Consider the following 16,737-nt stretch of genomic DNA (forward strand, 5'->3'; position numbering starts at 1 on the left):
GTCTACGAGTTCGAACCGCCGTCGGTTCACCGAAAACGGAACGGACGTGCCGGTAAAATCCGACGAAATCGCTGACTGCAGACTACTTCGAGGGGCGCTGAAAACCGGTCGCGGCAAAAACCGCCCTCGGCGTGAACCGGCGGGATTTAAGCGGCGCGGAAACCCCCTTTCGAATGCATGAGGCTACACGAGTACCAGGCGAAGGAGGTGTTTTCCGACGCGGGGATTCCGACGCCGGATTCGGCACTCGCGGAGAGTGTCGAGGAAGTCGTCGAAGCGGCGGAGGACATCGGTTACCCCGTCGCGGTAAAAGCGCAAGTACACGTCGGCGGCCGCGGAAAGGCCGGCGGAATCAAACTCGCTGAGAACCGCGACGAGGCCGAGGAAGCCGCCGAGGACATCCTCGGAATGGACCTCAAAGGATACACGGTCGAACAGGTGTTGGTCGAAGGGGCCGTCGATTTCGTCAATGAACTCTACGTCGGCGTGACGATGGACCGCGGCGAGGGCAAACCTGTCGCCATGGTCTCCACGAAAGGCGGCGTCGATATCGAAGCGGTCGCCGAGGAGGACCCAGAGGCGATCGCTCGAGAACACATCGATCCGGCGTTCGGAATGCACCCGTATCAGGCCCGCAAGGCCGTCTTCGAAGCGGGTGTGGACAAGGACATCGCCATGGACGTCGCGAGCGTCCTCACGACGCTGTACGACCTCTGGTCGAACAAGGACGCGAGCGACGCCGAAATCAACCCGCTGATGGTCACGAGCGACGACGAAGTCGTCGCGGCCGACGCGGTGCTCAACATCGACAACGACGCCCTGTTCCGTCACCCCGACCTCGCCGAGATGGAGGAGGACTCCTACGAGGACGACCTCGAACGCAAGGCCGGTGAGTACGGCTTCGACTACGTTCGACTCGACGGCAACGTCGGTATCATCGGCAACGGTGCCGGACTCGTCATGACCACGCTCGACCTCGTGGACTACTACGGCGGCGAACCCGCCAACTTCCTCGATATCGGTGGCGGCGCGAAGGCAGAGCGCGTGACGAACGCGCTGGACATGGTGTTCTCGGACGAGAACGTCGATTCGGTCGTCTTCAACATCTTCGGCGGCATCACCCGCGGTGACGAGGTCGCCAAGGGTATCAACGAGGCGCTCGAATCGCTCGACGAGATTCCGAAACCCGTCGTCGTTCGACTCGCCGGTACGAACGCCGAGGAAGGGATGGAAATTCTGAACACCGACCTCGTTCAGGTCGAAGCAACGCTCGAAGACGCGGTTCAGCGTGCCGTCGAAAACGCGGAGGACAAACAATGAGCATTCTCGTCGACGACGACACCCGAGTTGTCGTCCAAGGTATCACTGGCGGTGAGGGTAGCTTCCACACCGAACAGATGATGGAGTACGGAACGAACGTCGTCGCCGGTGCGGTCCCCGGCAAGGGCGGGCAGGAAGTGCAGGGCGTGCCCGTCTACGACACCGTGAACGAAGCGGTCGAGGAGGAGGACGCCGACGCGTCCGTCATCTTCGTCCCGCCCGCGTTCGCGGGAGACGCAATCTTCGAGGCCCTCGACACGGACCTCGACCTCGCGGTCGCCATCACGGAAGGCGTCCCGACACAGGACATGTCGAAGGTGTACAAGCGCCTCTCGGAGACCGACACGCGACTGCTCGGCCCGAACTGCCCCGGCATCATCACGCCCGGCGAGGCCAAACTCGGCATCCTCCCCGGCAACATCTTCGAGTCCGGTAACGTCGGTCTCGTCTCCCGCTCGGGGACGCTGACCTACCAAGTCGTGGACAGCCTCACCCAGCGCGGCATCGGGCAGACGACCGCCATCGGCATCGGCGGCGACCCGATCATCGGCACGGACTTCATCGACGCGCTCTCGCTCTTCGAGGACGACCCGGACACCGACGCGGTCGTCATGTGCGGCGAAATCGGCGGCGAGGACGAGGAGGAGGCCGCGGCCTTCATCGCGGAGAACATGGATACCCCGGTCTCCGGCTTCATCGCCGGTCGCACGGCCCCGCCAGGAAAGCGCATGGGCCACGCGGGTGCCATCGTCTCCGGCAGCGGAACTGGCACTGCGGAAAGCAAAATCAACGCCCTCAACGACGCGGGCGTCCCGGTCGGCGACACGCCCGAGGAAGTCGCCGACAACATCGAAGACTTCCTGTAATCTCCCCTCTCGATTTCTCGTTTCTTTCGTTCCGTCGAGCGGAGCGACCCTCGTTCGAATCGCAAGAGATGGATGAGGGAGTTCTTCTCGAATCTCCCAACCCACCGAACCAATAGAATTAACTCACCGTAATATGATATGTCGGACGAAGCAACAGGGCTTTCGCCGAAAGGCAGGTGTGACAGCACCTACCCTGCTTGCTTCGAGGCTATCGAAGCATGTCCGACAACGAACCTTCTCAAGAAAAGAGTATCGCCATCAAACAGGTCGCCCTCCGTTTCCGCGGCATCGACGCCGACGACGTGGACAAGGAGTTTTTGGGCGCGATTCACGCCGTGCTGGACGAACGGGGGGTGCCCGTGAGCAGCATCTCCGTCGAACCGCGCAAGCCGTACGTCCCCCGGCAGTCGGGTCCGCACCTGCCGTAGCGGAGACGGAATCGTATTTTTTTGGAGACGAATGACTCGGACGAGTTCGTCTACGACCCTGCCGCGAGATACGTCACCGCCAACTCGTGGAGTGCCGGGTTCGGGACGGCGTGCGGACGCGCATCCTGCACGATGGCTAGCGCGTCGTGGAGCGTCCTGTCCTCCTCGGCGGCGAGCGTGGTCGAGAGAACCGTGGCGCTCCGCGAAATTCCCGCCGTACAGTGGACGAGGAGCGAACCCTCCTCGCGGAACAGTTGCCGTGCGGTGTCCACGGCGCTTTCGAACGCGCGCCACTCGTTACCCGCGCCGTCGATGAGGGGGCAGTGGTGCGTGGTGAGCGGGTGGCGTCCGGTGGAAACCGAGAGGACGTACTCGAACGCGTGGTCGTGGCGGTCAGGGTGTGCCGCCAACTCGTTTCCGATGAACAGGTCCCGCGGGCCGAGACGCCGAATCACCGGTTCGTCGGCGACGTATCCCACGGGTCGGACGAAAACGACCGATTCGTCGCCCGCATCGGGTTCGTCGGACATCCTCTCGTGGTCGTCGGATGCCGTGTTTCAACCTTTCGATTTTTCGAGCCAATGCGGTTGAAAAACGAAACGAGATGTGAGGAATCGTCACCGAATTCAGTTTTGAACCGACTCGTGCGGGAAAAGACCAATATCCCCCGGTACCGTTTACTGTGGTATGAGTAACAACGACAGAACTCGTGTGAGGGATATGATGTCCACGCCACTGAAGACGATTTCCCCGGACGCGACCATCACGGAGGCCGCAGAGGTAATGCGCGACGGCGATATCAGCGCGCTCGTCGTGACGACGTCGCCACGTGCGATAATCAGCAGTTCCGACGTCCTCGCCGTCGCCGCCGACGGGTTGGACCCGACGAAGGTGAAGGTCGCGGACGTGATGACCGAGGACGTCGAAACAGTGACTCCCGACCTCTACATGGAGGAAGTCGCCGCGATGATGACCAATTTCGGTATCAAACACCTTCCCGTCGTGGACGAGGAGTACGTGGGGATGGTCTCCTCGACGGACGTGGCCACCCTCCTCTCCTGAGGAACGAGACGACGACAAGACGGCGGTCGAAGCGGCGATGACGGCCCGGACGACGGCCAGTTCGCCGCGACAAGACGAAATCGCTTTACTTCGGCGCTACCACCGGAAACTGTGACCCGCGTCCTGCTCGTCGGTTCTGATGGAGTCGAGTTGCGTGCCGAACTGTTCTCCCGTGAGACGGCACGCGACGCCCTCGCTACCTATCAGATCCGCGAACCGTACGGCAACTGCCTCGAACTGGAGACCATCAGCGTCGGCTCCGCGACCTCGCTGTTGAACGACCTGAACTGGTATCTGGTTCGCTTCGTGGACGAGGCACTCGTGCTCGACCCGAGCGTGAGCGACGAGGAGTGGCTCTCGCGGAAACTGGCGGCGCGCGTGCGTGACCGCGAGGTGGAAGCCGCGGAAACGGACCCGTTGCTCAAGGTGTACGGCGTGGTGGACGGGGAGTTCGGCGCGGAACTCGTGGAACCGATGTACGTCGCCCGGACGGTCGATGGGGTGCCGGAGTACGACCTGCGCGACGTGGACGACACGCTGGTCGTTCGCGTGACCGAAGACGAGTTCCGGGCGTAGAGGCCGGAAAGGAAACCGCCCCGAGAGTTCCGGCACAACCCTTTTCCACGTACTCGGCGACGGGGGCGTATGGTGGGGCCAATCAGCGAGGAACAGGTGGCGGCGTGGCTCGATAGGAAGGTCGTGAACGACGTTCAACACGTGAACGAGGAGGGGACGGAGTTCAACATTCAACTTCGACTCGCGCGATTGCCGATACACATCATCAAAGAGGAGACGTTAGGGCCGGTTCGACTGGTCAGCAACACCGCGTTCGACACGGAGCGAACCCGGCGACTCCTCGAAGACGAGGCGGACAGGGACGAACTGTTGACCCGTATCGGACCGGCGCTGGCGGCGACGCCGGGATTTTATACGTTCCTCGACGCGGAGGGTGCATCGTGTGAGTTGCGGGACGCACAATCGATTCAGCTCGAACACCGAATCTATCCCGACGGGGCCAGTCGGCAGTCGGTGATGGAGGGTCTGATGGGCCTCGCAACCGCCATGCGATATCTCCAGAACACCGTCGCCATGCTTCTCGACACGCGACGAGATGGGTAGGGGAAAGTGGAGGGCTTCGGGAGCCGGAGTCGGGGACCGAACCGTCAGCGGGGCAGCGGAGGATGGGCCATGGCGAACCCACGGTCGAAAACAGTATCTCGGGGTAGATAACGGGCGGCCATCGTTCCCAGTTCGTGGAAACGAGGGATGAGCAACGTCCCGTCTCGATTCGTGAGGTGGCTATCGTTCGGAGTCGCCTCCGTTCTCCCGCAACGATACCTTCGGACGACCTGCGTGCCACCCTAGCACCCACTCTCGGAGGCTCAACGTCTCGCGATAATCGGAGAGGAAATGGCGTTTGCCGGTCTGTGCGTAGTTCACGACGGCGACCAAGAACACGCCGCCGAGCGTGTTACCGAGGAGGACCGGCGTCCAGAAGTGGACGACGACGGGAATCAATCCCGCATGGCCGGTGAACAGCAGATACGACGCGTCGCACGCCGTTACGACGACGTGGTAGAGACCGGTCGCCGGAATCGTGTAGATGATGACGTACACGAGGAGCAGTCGGGTCGCCGAGTCGCGGGAGGCGTGGTCGAGCCAGACCATCCCCGCGACGAGCCATCCGGCGAAGATGGCCTTGAAGAACAGCGACCACCAGCCGTGTCGAATCCCCTCCCGCCCGAACTCGACCGCGGCGTGTGCCGCTTCCGGCGTCAGCACGTTGGCGTGTGCCAGCACTAACGCGCCGAGCGCCGCTCCGAGGAGGTTGCCGAACAGCACGACACCCCACACCCGGAACAGGAGGGGAATACTCGCGAGGCGAGTCAACACTAACGTCACCGGCGGAAGCGTGTTCTCCGTGTACAGCTGATACCGCCCCATGATGATGTAGATGAAGCCGACCGGATACAGCAACGCGCCTATCTGTGGGTTGGAGAACGTCGCGCTCAGCTCCGCGTGTGCTAACACGGTGAGCGTGATGGCGAACCCGGCGGCCAACCCGCTGAAGAACAGTTCCCGGACGCTGGAATCTATCTCCTCGTCGGCGCTCGCGATGACGCGTTGGAATATCTCGTCCGTCGAGAACCGGTCCCGAACGGCCTCACCAGCCGCCGGTGCGCCGCTTCGAGCGCGGTCCACCGCCTCTCTGATGCTGTCGTCGGGGTTCGAGTCGTCTGCACTCATGATTCACCTCGTGTGAGGAAAGCAAGCCGCCGTCGCACCGCTCGCTGTACACGAGACACGACGTACACGAGCAAGACGGTTGCGGCGGTCGAAGTCGCAGCATGCGACCCGCTATCGGCGGTTCGACGCGAGAAACAGATGAATGAACGACGCCGAGCGCGTGACCTCAGTCGAACATGCCCGTCGAGAGGTAACGCTCCCCGCTGTCGGGGAAGACGGTAACGACGAGCGGACAGTCGTCGTAGCCCTGTTCCACGCCGCCATCGGACTTCGCCCGATGGAACGCCGTCTGGTCGTCGGCACCACCGTCAGATGTCGCTTTCGCACGTTCGTCCTCAGCTTCCACCATGTCGTTCCACTCCTCGGGAACCTCCGGGCAGTTGAGTTCCGGGCGGGCGAGGCGCTCCGCGACCCGATAGGCTGCGACGCTCGCCGCACCGCTCGACTGACCGACTAAGATACCCTCCTCGCGGGCGAGATGGCGGCATTCCTCCTCGGCGTCCTCCAGTGCGACGCGTTCGACCGAATCGAGGAGTTCGGTGTCGATGAGTTCGCTCACGAATCCGGGACCCATTCCCTGAAACTCGTCCTCGCCGGGTTCGCCGGTCGAGAGGACGGGGTTGCGGTCCGGTTCGACGGCGACGACGTCCATGTCGGGGAACTCCTCCAGCAAGCGCGAGGCGGTGCCAGTAATCGTTCCGCCCGTGCCGACGCCCGCGACGAAGGCGTCGATTTCGCGGCCGTCGACCTGTTCGAGTATCTCCTCCGCGGTCGTTCGGTAGTGCGCTTCCGCGTTGAACTCGTTCTCGAACTGGCCGAGTTGCACCGCGTCGTCGGACTCGGTGAGTTCGGTGGCCCGCGCCTTCGCGGACTCCATGTTCCCGTCGACGAGTTCGAGGTCCGCGCCGTAGGCCTTGAGCAACTTCCGGCGTTCGGGGGACTTCGACGCGGGCATGACGATGGTGAGGTCGTAGCCACGGGCCGCACAGACGACTGCTAGGCCGATACCCGTGTTGCCACTCGTCGGTTCGACGATTCGGTCGCCGGGGTGGAGTTCCCCGGCACGCTCCGCGGCCTCGACCATCGCCAGTGCGGGGCGGTCCTTCGCCGACCCGCCGGGATTGAACGATTCGAGTTTCGCCGCGACGGTCGCACCCTCGGGAGAGCGGACGTGGACGAGCGGCGACCCCACGGCATCGAGGATGGAGGATTCCATATTTCATGGTACGAATCCCACGCCTAAACACCTACGGGACACCGGCAGGCAGTGCCGGAAGCGAGAATTCTTATCCGCGTTGGGTCCCATTTCCCGAACATGGAATCGACAGAACCGAATCCCGAGTGGGACGCGAGCGAACACAGCGAGACGATAGGCGCCTTCGAATCGGGCCTCGGAGAACTCACCTACCGCGTTTGGGGTGCGGACTGGTGTGGCGACTGCCAGTCGTGCCTGCCGGACTTCTTCGCCGCGCTGGAGGCCGCGGGCGTGGAAGACGACCGAGTCCACGTCTACGAGGTGGACGACGACAAGAACGGCGAACTCACCGAGGAGTACGACGTGACGCTCATCCCGACCATCGTGGCCGAACGAGCGGACGAGGAAGTCGCCAGATTCGAGGAAGAAGAGGACCTGCCCGCCGCGGACTACCTCGCGCGGAAACTCATGGAAAGCGACGCGTTGGCCTGAGGATTCGAGTTCGTTTTTCTCACTGCCGTAGCCGCATCAGTACCACCGAAAGGAGCGTGACGAGCGCGAGGTACGCGACGCCCAAGCCGAGGGTTTCGGCCGTTCACGTCGGTAACTGACCGACTGAAACGGAGTTACTCCGGCACGAGGTCGTCCGCCCACTCCAACCCCGCGTCGATGTCCGTCACGGGCGGCGAGCAGGTGAACGACCGACAGACGTAGAGCGTCGGTTCGCCCGACGACTCGCGGTCGGCCCAAATCGGCGGCACGCTCTCCAATCCGAGTTTTTCACACCACTCCTCCACGCCGTCCTCCGTCGGCGGTCGGCGGGTCAGAATCCGCGTGGGGAGGAGGCTTTCGGCGAGTCGTCCCCGCCACGACGCCGGGAGTTCGTCGGCGGCGACGGTCAGTTCGAGCGACCCGGTCGCGTTGCGGTCGGCGGCGAGCGCCAGCGTCGCGTACTGGAACGGGTTCGACTCGATGGTCCGGGCGTGAGTTTCGAGTACCCCTTCCGGAACCTCGGCGAACGCCTCGTCGGGTGCGAACTCGGAGAGGACGGCCAGCACGTCGGTTGCGACGCCGAGGCTCGACGGGGTGGACTGGTCCGCGAGTTCCTGCGGACGTGCGACCAGTCGTTCGCCGCTCTCGGGGGTGAAGTACAACGTACCGTGCTCTTCGTCCCAGAACTCGCGCTCGATGGCGCGCGCGAGGTCGAGTGCGAACCCGAGGTACTCGGGATTCCCCGTCGTCTGATAGAGCGAGAACGCACCGCGTGCGAGGAAGGCGTAATCTTCGAGGTAGCCGTCGATGGCCACATCGGTATCCTTGAACCGCCGCGAGAGTCTCCCCTCTTCCTCGTCCCACATGTGCTCGCGAACGAAGTCGAGCGCATCCGCCGCGAGGTCGGTGTAGTGGTCAGCGAGGACGAAACCGCCCTCCGCGAGCGCGGCAATCAGCAGGCCGTTCCACCCGGCCAGTATCTTCTCGTCGCGGGGCGGATGGTTCCGTTCTTCTCGTGCCTCGAACATGGACAGGGTGGCCCGTTCGAGCAGGTTCCGAACCTCGTCCTCGGGCAGGTCGTACTTCTCGGCGAGGTCCGGGATGTCCGTGGTCAGCGTTAGTACCGTCTTCCCCTCGAAGTTGCCAGACCGGGTGACTCCGTAGCGTTCACAGACGATGTCCGCCACCGTCTCGTCGTCGATGTCGTCGTCATCGCGCTCGCTGTTGACGGCCTCGTACACGTCGCTCGGCGTCCAGACGTAGAACGGCCCCTCCTCGTAGTTGCCATCCTCGTCCTCGCTTCGGGCGTCGAGCGTGCTGTAGAACCCGCCCTCGGGGTGGCGCATCTCGCGTTCGAGGAACTCGAACGTCTCGCGGACGACGTCGGCGTATCGGTCGTCGCCGGTGAGTCGATACCCCTCGATGAGTACGCGGGGCAGTTCCGCGTTGTCGTAGAGCATCTTCTCGAAGTGCGGTACCGTCCACTTCCGGTCGGTCGCATAGCGATGGAACCCGCCGCCGATGTGGTCGTACATCCCGCGGTTCACCATCGCGTCGAGCGTTTCGACCGCCACGTCGCGGTACTGGGTCGCGCCGGTCCTGTCGTACGCCCGGAGGAGCAGGTCGATTCGTGCGGGTTGCGGGAACTTCGGCCCCCCGCGACCGAACCCGCCGTACTCGCGGTCCGCGGTGCGGACGGTCTGCTGGGCCGCGCTTTCGAGCAGTTCCGGGCCGGGCGCGTCGTCGGCCTCGGGCGTCGATTCCAGTTCGCCCTCGATGGCGTCCGTCCACTGCTCGCCGCGGTTTTTCATCTCCTCGGGGTTCTCCTGCCACGTGTTCTTCACGTTTTCGAGCAGTTCGAGGAATCCCGGTCGTCCCTGCTGGGAACGCTTGGGGAAGTACGTTCCGACGTAGAACGGTTTGCCGTCGGGGGTCAGCCACGCCGACAGCGGCCATCCGCCGCCGCCCGTCACCTGCTGGCAGATGCTCATGTAAATCGCGTCGATGTCCGGGCGTTCCTCCCGGTCCACCTTTATCGGGACGAAGTTCTCGTTCAGCAGTTCCGCCACCTCCTCGTCCTCGAAGCTCTCCTCTTCCATCACGTGACACCAGTGGCAGGCCGAGTAGCCGATGGAGAGGAAGATGGGAACGTTCCGCTCTTTCGCCGCTTCGAGCGCGGCATCGTCCCACGGTTGCCAGTGGACCGGATTGTCGGCGTGCTGGCGGAGATACGGACTTTCCTCCTCGTCCAGTCGATTGCGTTCGGTGGGTGCGGTCATACCCGTACCTGAGTCGATTGAAGGAGGTAAAGATGGGGATTCGCTCGACGGACGACCGACCCGCCATCCTCGTTCAGAAAATCCAACAGCTCATAATCATCGCTGGCGTAGAGAGTTTCCATGTCCGAAACAGGCATCGACGAGGGGTTCGCGGAGGAGATAGCGACGACCTGTCGGACGGGGATTGGGGACACGCTTCGGAGCGTCATTCACTTCACGCCGACCGACTCGGAACTGCTCTATCTTCGAAGCGACCTGTACGGTGGGGACCGAGAGGTGGCGAAGGAACGAAAGGCCGTCTTCGTCGCCAACGAACGACTCGGGTTCGGCACCCACGAGACGTATCGACGCCTCGGCGAAGAGGGGTTCGAACCGATTCTCGGCGAGTACGAACTCACCATCCGCGCCTTCGCGGACGGGTTCGTTAGCCGCGTCATCGTGGGTGACCACGGTATCCTCCTCACGAGCGACAACCTCCCCATCGCCGATTTCGAGGACGTCGCCGTGTCGCTTCGCAAGGAGATGGAGAACCGATTCGGCGAGAAGTAATCACAAATATGCATACTTTCTCGGTGTCAAACGGCAACGTTTACACCGCTGTGCGCACATCGTGCCCACATGAGCGAGACCGTACTGCTGGTGGGTGGCGGCGGCCGTGAACACGCCATCGCCCGAGCGCTGGACGACAGTGACACAGCCCTCTATGCCTGTGCAGGCAACCGAAACCCGGGAATCGCCCGTCTCGCGGACGGGTTCGAGACGCTCGAAACGACGAACACGACGGCAGTCATCTCCTACGCGGAGGAGGTCGGTGCGACGCTCGCCGTCGTCGGGCCGGAAGGTCCCCTCGCCGCGGGCGTCGCGGACGCGTTGAACGACGCCGGAATCTACGCGTTCGGCCCGAACGCCGACGAAGCGCGCATCGAGACGGACAAGGCGTTCCAGCGCCGGTTCATGCAGGAACACGGGGTTCCGGGCTGTCCCGACTTCGAGACGTTCGACGATACGGAGGCGGCCTGCGAGTACATCGACGAGTACGACGGCGACCTCGCGGTCAAACCCGCCGGGTTGACGGGCGGTAAGGGCGTCAAAGTCATCGGCGACCAAGTGACCGACGAGGAAGCGAAGGAGTACATCCGCGACAGCGACTACGACCGCGTGGTCCTCGAAGAGCGACTCGTCGGCGAGGAGTTCACGGTCCAAGCGCTCGTAGCGAACGAACAGTTGCGGGTCACGCCCGCGATTCAGGACCACAAGCGCGCCTACGAGGGCGACGAGGGGCCGAACACGGGCGGCATGGGAAGCTACAGCGACGCCGGTCTCGAACTCCCGTTCATGACCGAGGAGGACTACCGCGAGGCCGTCGAGGTGCTGGAAGCCACCGTCGCGGCGCTCGACGACTATCGCGGCATCCTCTACGGTCAGTTCATGCTCACCGCCGACGGCGTGAAGGTGATCGAGTTCAACGCCCGGTTCGGCGACCCCGAAGCGATGAACACCTTGCCGGTTCTCACGACGGACTTCCTCGACGTTCTCGTCGCCGCGCGAGAAGGCGACGATTTACCGAAGCTCACCTTCGCGCCGAAGGCGACCGTCTGCAAGTATGCGGTGCCTGACGGCTATCCGACCGACCCTGAAGCGGGGGCGAAGGTGAAAATCAGCGAGGAGAACGCGGGCGACGCCATCCTGTTTTACGCCAGCGTCGACGAACGCGACGACGGGATTTACACCACCACGTCCCGCTCGTTCGCCGTCGTGGGAGTTGGCGAGTCCATCGCGGACGCCGAAGAAATCGCGGAGGACGCACTTTCTGTCGCTGGTGATGAAGGTTTACACATGCGTCACGACATCGGAACCGAAGCGCTCCTGCAGCGGCGAATCGACCACGTACAAGAACTGCGTAACTAGTCGTAACGATCGCACTACGGGGCGGTCAATCGGCCTATAATCAAGTTACCCCGACCTGATGAATTCGTATGGAACAACTGACCGCGGACGAAATCTTCGACGTGCTGTCGCATCGTCAACGCCGTCACGTCCTCTCCACCCTCTTGGACAACGGCGACGAGATAACTGTCTCGGAACTCGCGGAGATGACCGGTTCGAAAACCGGTACCGACCCATCGCGCATCGAAGTCGGTCTCCATCATTCCCATATCCCGCGTCTCGAAGGGATGGGTATCGTGGAGTACGACCGCGACGCCGGGACGGTCGAACCGACCGCCGCCGTCGCCGAACTCGAACCGTTTTTCGAACTGGCGGGGGAACGGTGAGAAACCGGTCGAACGGGAGAGAGGTAGGTTCAAGCTAATTCGAACGCAAGTCGGGACCGTGAGCGACGACACGACCCGGCGTCACGAACGAATCACGCGCCACGAAACCCCCGGTGGCCTGAACTCCTTGCAGTACTGGACGAACGCTAGGAGTCCGCTTCGGGTCGCCATCAACTACCTCGTCATTTGGCTGGTTCGAATCAACCCGAGCCTTCGGCTGAAAAACCTGCTCCTTCGAGCCATTGGCGTCACGGTCGGTCGCGGGGTGTCGTGGGGGTTGGAATCGACGCCCGACGTGTTCTGGCCCGACCTCATCACCGTCGAGGACCACGCCATCATCGGATACGACGCGACCATCCTCTGTCACGAATTCCTGCAGGACGAGTACCGGACCGGCGAAGTCGTCATCGGCGAACGTGCGATGATCGGCGCGAACGCAACCGTCCTCCCCGGCGTGAAAATCGGTGCGAACGCACAGGTCGCGGCCAACTCGCTGGTGACGCGGGACGTGCCGCCGGATACGACGGTCGCAGGTGTTCCGGCAACGGAGATGTCGAGCGACAGGGTAACGTAGTCGGCGTTCGGTCGAATCCGCGTCTCGGAACGTCAGTCCTCCACGCTCTCTTTCATCCATTCGAACTGTTCTTCGAGCCGTTTTCGTCCCGTGTCCGTCAGCGAGAACACGTCGTACAGTCCTTCGACGCGCCTTTCGACGTGGCCGCTTTCGACGAGTCGTTCGAGGGTGGCGTAGTACCGTTTCGGTTCTATCTGTTTGTCGTACCGGGATTCCAATCGCGTCTTGAGTTTCTGGCCGCGGAGTTCCCCGGCCTCGGCGAGGAGGATACACATGTCCCGGCGGGTGCCGCTCTGGTGCCAGCGTGTCATGTTCGGGAGTGGGGCGGCGGCACTCACGTGGTTTTCGGGTTGGAACCGATAGCTTCGACTGTCTCCCCTTCGAACCGCCGCGTATGAGCACCTCGGACGACGGAATCACGGCACGCTACTTCGAAACCGACCACGAGCGCGTCCTCGAATTCTCACGCGAAGGTCGAACCGCGACGGTCGCACAGAACCGCGAAGGGTACGGAATGCTGAAAGTTCGGGAGACGCCGGATAGTCCGGAACTGGAACGATACTACGGGTTCGACATGGCACTCGACCACGTCGCGGAACTGCTGTCCGTTCGACCGAACGACCTTCCGGTCCCCGACCGCGCGTCGGACATGGGTATGTGAGATTTCAGACATCGGTTTCGTCGAAACCCGACTAACATCTTCAGTCAACGATGGGAGACAGGTACGCAAAAAGAGATTTCTGATGACATATACCCCCACAAACCTTTTCTCCGGTGATTGAGTGACCTTCTGTAATGGCTACCCTGAGCGAACTTCTGGAGGACCTCGTCGGAGGTGTCGACGCAGTGTTTCTCTTCTCCCCGAGCGGGTCGTACTACGAGCGGTTCACGGACCTCAACGACACCGACGTGGTCGTCGTCGCGCCGAGCAACAACGTCGGTGCGAGCGACTTCGTGGAACTGCCGCTCGAATTCGAGAGCGTCAAAGACCGCATTCGATTCGGCATCGAGGGTGCGATCGATAACGGACTCGCAGAGGACGGGGACGAACTGACGTGCGTCGCGAGCATGTTCGACGACGGTGTCGATACCGTCACTCGCGTCAGGGCCGACGAGGACGCCCATTCGGGAATCTACGACCTCTTCGCCAACTCGCGGGCCGACCCCGGCGTCATCCGCGACGTGTTCGAAGTCGCAATCGAACTCGGGAAGAAAGGCCAGAAGGGCAAACCCGTCGGCGCGCTGTTCGTCGTCGGCGACGCGGGCAAAGTGATGAACAAGTCCCGCCCGCTGTCGTACAACCCCTTTGAGAAGAGCCACGTTCACGTCGGGGACCCCATCGTGAACGTCATGTTGAAGGAGTTCTCCCGACTCGACGGCGCGTTCGTCATCTCCGATTCGGGGAAAATCGTCTCGGCGTACCGCTACCTCGAACCGTCCGCGGAGGGCGTAGACATCCCGAAAGGTCTCGGCGCACGGCACATGGCGGGCGGTGCCATCACCCGCGACACGAACGCCACCGCCATCGTCCTCTCGGAGAGTGATGGCCTCGTCCGGGCGTTCAAGGGCGGTGAAATCATCCTCGAACTCGACCCGGAGGCGTACTAGATGGTTGCGGACTGGCAGGTACTCCTCCAGCAGGAGTATCGCGTCGTTCTCGCAATCCTCATCCTCATCGTCGGCGGCATCGCCGGGTATCTCCTCGGCCGGTTGAACATGCGTATCCTCAAAGCCGCCGGTCTCCCCGAAGTCGTCGAAGGGACGCCCTTCGAACGGACTGCTCGCAGTCTCGGAACGACGACAGTCTCGCTCATCGCACGTCTCACCTCGTGGTTCATCTACGGCGTCACGATTCTCCTCGCGCTCAACACGGCCGAACTGCCGCTAAGCACCCAACTGTTCTGGCAAATCATCCTCTTCACGCCGCAATTGTTCGTCGCGGCGCTCGTGTTCATCGTCGGGTTCGTCGTCGCGGACAAGGCCGAACTGTTGGTGAGCGAACGCCTTCGGAGCGTCAAACTCCCCGAGGTCAACGTCATCCCGCGAATCGTCAAATACAGTATCGTCTATATCTCGTCGCTCATCGCCCTGAGCCAGATCGGAATCGCGGTACTCACCCTCCTCGTCCTCTTCGGCGCGTACGTCGCCGCTGCCATCGTCTTCGGTGCGGTGGCGTTCTGGGACCTGCTTCGCTCCTCGGCGGCGGGAATCTACCTCCTGCTCAATCAACCCTACGGCATCGGCGACGAGATTCGCGTCGCCGGCAATCAGGGAATCGTCCAAGAGGTGGACATGTTCGTCACGCACATCGAAAACGACGGCGAGGAGTTCATCATCCCGAACCACCTCGTCTTCCGAAAGGGTGCGGTTCGACTTCGTAACTGATCCGTTCAAAAAGCCGCTTTCGCTCCCGTTGCCCGATTCAGTCGAGCATCTGCGCCGCAATCGTGTTCCGTAGGACTTCGCTCGTCCCCTCGTAGATTTCGTTCAGTTTGGCGTCGCGGTAGTAGCGCTCCGCGTCGAAATCGGTGGTGTAGCCGTAGCCGCCGTGAATCTGGATGCCTTCGTTGGCGACTTCTCGACTGATTTCGCTGGCGAACAGTTTGGCCTGTGCAGCCTGCTTGATGAAGTCCTCGCCCCGAATCTTGCGGTCCGCGGCTTGGTGCATGAGGAGTTTGGCGGCCTGCACCTTCGTGTCCATGTCGGCCAGTTTGTGCTGAATGGTCTGGAAGTCGCTGATGGGGCGGTCGAACTGCTCGCGCTGCTGGGCGTATTCGAGCGCGTCGTCCCGTGCGGCGCGGGCGAGGCCGATGCTCCGCGCGGCGATGGTGATACGACCGCCGTTGAGCGTCTTCAGCGCGTGGACGAACCCGCGCCCCTCCTCGCCGAGCAGGCGGTCTTCGGGGATACGCATGTCGTCGAAGCGGAGTTCGGCGGTCGGACAGCCCTTGTCGCCGAGTTTGTGTTCCGTTCCCTCGACGTGGAAGCCGTCGTCCTCTTCGGGACGGACGACGAACGACGAGATTCCCTTGTTGTCCGCGTCGGGGTCCGTCTTGGCGAAGACGGTGACGGTTTCGGCGACGGAGCCGTTCGAAATCCAGAGTTTACCGCCGTCGATGACGTACTCGTCGCCCTCCTTCTCCGCGGTGGTGTCCATCGCCGGAACGTCGCTCCCCGCACCGGGTTCCGAGAGCGCGAACGCGCCGATGTCGGTGCCCTCGTTGAGCGGCGTGAGGAACTCCTCTTTCTGCTCCTCGTTCCCGAACTCGTAGAGCATGTTGCCCGCGAGGCTGGTGTGGGCCGCGACGATGGTCCCGAGGCCACCGCTTCCGCGGGCGATTTCTTCGAGGCCGATGGCGTAGGAGTGGTAGTCGAGTCCGGCCCCGCCGTACTCCTCGGGGAAGGGCATGCCCATCAGGCCGAGGTCTGCCATTTCCGAGACGAGGTCGCTGGGGAACTCGTCGGTTTCGTCGATGTCCGCCGCGCGAGGTTTGATCTCCTCGTCCACGAACTCCGCGACCATGTCCCGAATCTGTTTCTGCTCTGCGGAGAGACTGAAGTCCATAACGGAAAATTAGGGCAGTCAATCCTTTACTTTTCCCATCCCGCTCGGTCCCGCTACAGCAGTCGTCGTTTAGGACAACCGCTTACGGACGGAGTCCAGCGTGAGGACACCCTGTATGAGGTACGATGCCTCCTTGTTCTTCGGCGCGATGGTGGCCGCGCCGAGCAGAAGCGCGCCGCGCTTTGCGTTGCCCTTCTGGAAGGCGTAGCCCGCTTGCGCGAGCAGGGACAGGATGTTCAGCTTATCGAAGGAACTGCTTCCGTTCCCCTGTAACGCCTTCAGCGGTTGCTCGTCACTCGGTGCCGCGGACGGGAGGACTCCCAAGCTAGCTCGTGCGAATCGAAGTAGCGTTCGAATCATGGACTAGAGTATCGGGTCTCCATCGGGGTAGGTCTGTGGTGCGAACTCGAAAGGGGTTGAAATGGGGGAAGCAAAC

Annotated in this window: 21 protein-coding genes; 14 read left to right on the forward strand and 7 right to left on the reverse strand. The window is 62.7% G+C overall.

The window, feature by feature from the left end; all coding sequences use genetic code 11:
- Nucleotides 1-177 precede the first annotated feature (177 nt).
- The 3 genes from sucC to AC1XDK_RS22955 all read left to right on the forward strand — a co-directional run bounded on the left by sucC (nucleotide 178) and on the right by AC1XDK_RS22955 (nucleotide 2,614).
- Nucleotides 178-1,320 (forward strand): ADP-forming succinate--CoA ligase subunit beta, encoded by a 1,143-nt coding sequence (gene sucC / locus AC1XDK_RS22945; RefSeq protein WP_483352309.1) that lies wholly within the window; start codon nucleotides 178-180, stop codon nucleotides 1,318-1,320.
- Entirely contained in the window at nucleotides 1,317-2,186 is an 870-nt protein-coding gene (gene sucD / locus AC1XDK_RS22950) for a succinate--CoA ligase subunit alpha (protein ID WP_483352310.1), read from the forward strand. Before sucC ends, sucD begins: the two co-directional genes overlap by 4 nt.
- A 218-nt stretch (nucleotides 2,187-2,404) precedes the next feature.
- Nucleotides 2,405-2,614 carry a hypothetical protein gene (locus AC1XDK_RS22955; RefSeq protein WP_483352311.1) on the forward strand — a complete coding sequence of 70 codons (210 nt, stop codon included), beginning with the start codon at nucleotides 2,405-2,407 and terminating at the stop codon, nucleotides 2,612-2,614.
- Between the two features lie 50 nt (nucleotides 2,615-2,664).
- Here the strand turns inward: AC1XDK_RS22955 and AC1XDK_RS22960 are convergent, their stop codons facing one another.
- Nucleotides 2,665-3,144: a protein-tyrosine phosphatase family protein gene (locus tag AC1XDK_RS22960; RefSeq protein ID WP_483352312.1), complete on the reverse strand. Its 480-nt coding sequence runs from the start codon at nucleotides 3,142-3,144 to the stop codon at nucleotides 2,665-2,667.
- Nucleotides 3,145-3,301: 157 nt separating this feature from the next.
- Here AC1XDK_RS22960 and AC1XDK_RS22965 point away from each other — a divergent pair, with 157 nt between their 5' ends.
- From AC1XDK_RS22965 to AC1XDK_RS22975, 3 genes are all read left to right on the forward strand, one after another.
- Nucleotides 3,302-3,676, forward strand: coding sequence for a CBS domain-containing protein (locus AC1XDK_RS22965; RefSeq protein ID WP_483352313.1), 375 nt, complete (start codon nucleotides 3,302-3,304; stop codon nucleotides 3,674-3,676).
- Nucleotides 3,677-3,787: 111 nt separating this feature from the next.
- The gene (locus AC1XDK_RS22970; protein WP_483352314.1) at nucleotides 3,788-4,252 is read left to right on the forward strand and encodes a DUF5804 family protein; all 465 of its coding nucleotides are present in this window, start codon (nucleotides 3,788-3,790) and stop codon (nucleotides 4,250-4,252) included.
- 69 nt (nucleotides 4,253-4,321) lie between these two features.
- On the forward strand, nucleotides 4,322-4,795 hold the full coding sequence (locus AC1XDK_RS22975; protein WP_483352315.1) for a hypothetical protein: 474 nt from the start codon (nucleotides 4,322-4,324) through the stop codon (nucleotides 4,793-4,795).
- A 180-nt stretch (nucleotides 4,796-4,975) separates the two neighbouring features.
- On the opposite strand, the gene AC1XDK_RS22980 is transcribed toward AC1XDK_RS22975, so the two are convergent.
- The gene (locus AC1XDK_RS22980; RefSeq protein WP_483352316.1) at nucleotides 4,976-5,923 is read right to left on the reverse strand and encodes a formate/nitrite transporter family protein; all 948 of its coding nucleotides are present in this window, start codon (nucleotides 5,921-5,923) and stop codon (nucleotides 4,976-4,978) included.
- A 166-nt stretch (nucleotides 5,924-6,089) separates the two neighbouring features.
- Nucleotides 6,090-7,139, reverse strand: a complete 1,050-nt coding sequence (locus AC1XDK_RS22985; protein WP_483352317.1) for a PLP-dependent cysteine synthase family protein — start codon at nucleotides 7,137-7,139, stop codon at nucleotides 6,090-6,092.
- Nucleotides 7,140-7,238: 99 nt separating this feature from the next.
- On the opposite strand from AC1XDK_RS22985, the gene AC1XDK_RS22990 reads away from it, so the two are divergent.
- Nucleotides 7,239-7,610, forward strand: coding sequence for a thioredoxin family protein (locus AC1XDK_RS22990; protein ID WP_483352318.1), 372 nt, complete (start codon nucleotides 7,239-7,241; stop codon nucleotides 7,608-7,610).
- Nucleotides 7,611-7,744: 134 nt separating this feature from the next.
- Here AC1XDK_RS22990 and AC1XDK_RS22995 read toward each other — a convergent pair whose 3' ends face one another.
- On the reverse strand, nucleotides 7,745-9,889 hold the full coding sequence (locus AC1XDK_RS22995; protein WP_483352320.1) for a thioredoxin domain-containing protein: 2,145 nt from the start codon (nucleotides 9,887-9,889) through the stop codon (nucleotides 7,745-7,747).
- Between the two features lie 120 nt (nucleotides 9,890-10,009).
- Between AC1XDK_RS22995 and AC1XDK_RS23000 the strand changes: the two genes are divergently transcribed.
- The 4 genes from AC1XDK_RS23000 (at nucleotide 10,010) to AC1XDK_RS23015 (ending at nucleotide 12,736) form a co-directional block, all read left to right on the forward strand.
- A complete protein-coding gene (locus AC1XDK_RS23000) occupies nucleotides 10,010-10,438 on the forward strand; it encodes a DUF7522 family protein (protein WP_483352322.1) in 429 nt (142 codons plus the stop codon).
- A gap of 69 nt (nucleotides 10,439-10,507) precedes the next feature.
- Nucleotides 10,508-11,797 (forward strand): phosphoribosylamine--glycine ligase, encoded by a 1,290-nt coding sequence (gene purD / locus AC1XDK_RS23005; protein WP_483352324.1) that lies wholly within the window; start codon nucleotides 10,508-10,510, stop codon nucleotides 11,795-11,797.
- Nucleotides 11,798-11,865: 68 nt separating this feature from the next.
- Nucleotides 11,866-12,162 carry a winged helix-turn-helix domain-containing protein gene (locus AC1XDK_RS23010; RefSeq protein ID WP_483352325.1) on the forward strand — a complete coding sequence of 99 codons (297 nt, stop codon included), beginning with the start codon at nucleotides 11,866-11,868 and terminating at the stop codon, nucleotides 12,160-12,162.
- 58 nt (nucleotides 12,163-12,220) lie between these two features.
- Complete coding sequence (locus AC1XDK_RS23015) at nucleotides 12,221-12,736, forward strand: acyltransferase (RefSeq protein ID WP_483352326.1); 516 nt, start codon at nucleotides 12,221-12,223, stop codon at nucleotides 12,734-12,736.
- 32 nt (nucleotides 12,737-12,768) lie between these two features.
- On the opposite strand, the gene AC1XDK_RS23020 is transcribed toward AC1XDK_RS23015, so the two are convergent.
- Entirely contained in the window at nucleotides 12,769-13,047 is a 279-nt protein-coding gene (locus tag AC1XDK_RS23020; protein ID WP_483352328.1) for a PadR family transcriptional regulator, read from the reverse strand.
- A gap of 83 nt (nucleotides 13,048-13,130) precedes the next feature.
- Here AC1XDK_RS23020 and AC1XDK_RS23025 point away from each other — a divergent pair, with 83 nt between their 5' ends.
- The 3 genes from AC1XDK_RS23025 to AC1XDK_RS23035 all read left to right on the forward strand — a co-directional run bounded on the left by AC1XDK_RS23025 (nucleotide 13,131) and on the right by AC1XDK_RS23035 (nucleotide 15,121).
- Entirely contained in the window at nucleotides 13,131-13,397 is a 267-nt protein-coding gene (locus AC1XDK_RS23025; protein WP_483352329.1) for a DUF7111 family protein, read from the forward strand.
- A 134-nt stretch (nucleotides 13,398-13,531) separates the two neighbouring features.
- The gene (dacZ, locus tag AC1XDK_RS23030) at nucleotides 13,532-14,344 is read left to right on the forward strand and encodes a diadenylate cyclase DacZ (protein ID WP_483352331.1); all 813 of its coding nucleotides are present in this window, start codon (nucleotides 13,532-13,534) and stop codon (nucleotides 14,342-14,344) included.
- The gene (locus AC1XDK_RS23035) at nucleotides 14,345-15,121 is read left to right on the forward strand and encodes a mechanosensitive ion channel family protein (RefSeq protein WP_483352332.1); all 777 of its coding nucleotides are present in this window, start codon (nucleotides 14,345-14,347) and stop codon (nucleotides 15,119-15,121) included.
- 37 nt (nucleotides 15,122-15,158) lie between these two features.
- Here AC1XDK_RS23035 and AC1XDK_RS23040 read toward each other — a convergent pair whose 3' ends face one another.
- Nucleotides 15,159-16,301: an acyl-CoA dehydrogenase gene (locus AC1XDK_RS23040; RefSeq protein ID WP_483352334.1), complete on the reverse strand. Its 1,143-nt coding sequence runs from the start codon at nucleotides 16,299-16,301 to the stop codon at nucleotides 15,159-15,161.
- Between the two features lie 69 nt (nucleotides 16,302-16,370).
- Complete coding sequence (locus AC1XDK_RS23045) at nucleotides 16,371-16,661, reverse strand: hypothetical protein (RefSeq protein WP_483352335.1); 291 nt, start codon at nucleotides 16,659-16,661, stop codon at nucleotides 16,371-16,373.
- Nucleotides 16,662-16,737: the final 76 nt, after the last annotated feature.

The sequence above is a fragment of the Haladaptatus sp. HS23 genome (assembly GCF_056892285.1).

Excerpts from the sequence above, each read along its gene's own strand:
- AC1XDK_RS23010 (WP_483352325.1), top strand. The coding sequence starts at position 11,866 with ATGGAACAACTGACCGCGGACGAAATCTTCGACGTGCTGTCGCATCGT.
- AC1XDK_RS22995 (WP_483352320.1), bottom strand. The coding sequence starts at position 9,889 with ATGACCGCACCCACCGAACGCAATCGACTGGACGAGGAGGAAAGTCCG.
- dacZ (WP_483352331.1), top strand. The coding sequence starts at position 13,532 with ATGGCTACCCTGAGCGAACTTCTGGAGGACCTCGTCGGAGGTGTCGAC.
- AC1XDK_RS22990 (WP_483352318.1), top strand. The coding sequence starts at position 7,239 with ATGGAATCGACAGAACCGAATCCCGAGTGGGACGCGAGCGAACACAGC.
- sucC (WP_483352309.1), top strand. The coding sequence starts at position 178 with ATGAGGCTACACGAGTACCAGGCGAAGGAGGTGTTTTCCGACGCGGGG.
- AC1XDK_RS23020 (WP_483352328.1), bottom strand. The coding sequence starts at position 13,047 with ATGACACGCTGGCACCAGAGCGGCACCCGCCGGGACATGTGTATCCTC.
- AC1XDK_RS23025 (WP_483352329.1), top strand. The coding sequence starts at position 13,131 with ATGAGCACCTCGGACGACGGAATCACGGCACGCTACTTCGAAACCGAC.
- AC1XDK_RS23040 (WP_483352334.1), bottom strand. The coding sequence starts at position 16,301 with ATGGACTTCAGTCTCTCCGCAGAGCAGAAACAGATTCGGGACATGGTC.
- AC1XDK_RS22955 (WP_483352311.1), top strand. The coding sequence starts at position 2,405 with ATGTCCGACAACGAACCTTCTCAAGAAAAGAGTATCGCCATCAAACAG.
- AC1XDK_RS22960 (WP_483352312.1), bottom strand. The coding sequence starts at position 3,144 with ATGTCCGACGAACCCGATGCGGGCGACGAATCGGTCGTTTTCGTCCGA.
- sucD (WP_483352310.1), top strand. The coding sequence starts at position 1,317 with ATGAGCATTCTCGTCGACGACGACACCCGAGTTGTCGTCCAAGGTATC.
- AC1XDK_RS22980 (WP_483352316.1), bottom strand. The coding sequence starts at position 5,923 with ATGAGTGCAGACGACTCGAACCCCGACGACAGCATCAGAGAGGCGGTG.
- AC1XDK_RS22985 (WP_483352317.1), bottom strand. The coding sequence starts at position 7,139 with ATGGAATCCTCCATCCTCGATGCCGTGGGGTCGCCGCTCGTCCACGTC.
- AC1XDK_RS22965 (WP_483352313.1), top strand. The coding sequence starts at position 3,302 with ATGAGTAACAACGACAGAACTCGTGTGAGGGATATGATGTCCACGCCA.
- AC1XDK_RS23000 (WP_483352322.1), top strand. The coding sequence starts at position 10,010 with ATGTCCGAAACAGGCATCGACGAGGGGTTCGCGGAGGAGATAGCGACG.
- AC1XDK_RS23045 (WP_483352335.1), bottom strand. The coding sequence starts at position 16,661 with ATGATTCGAACGCTACTTCGATTCGCACGAGCTAGCTTGGGAGTCCTC.
- AC1XDK_RS22975 (WP_483352315.1), top strand. The coding sequence starts at position 4,322 with ATGGTGGGGCCAATCAGCGAGGAACAGGTGGCGGCGTGGCTCGATAGG.
- AC1XDK_RS23035 (WP_483352332.1), top strand. The coding sequence starts at position 14,345 with ATGGTTGCGGACTGGCAGGTACTCCTCCAGCAGGAGTATCGCGTCGTT.
- purD (WP_483352324.1), top strand. The coding sequence starts at position 10,508 with ATGAGCGAGACCGTACTGCTGGTGGGTGGCGGCGGCCGTGAACACGCC.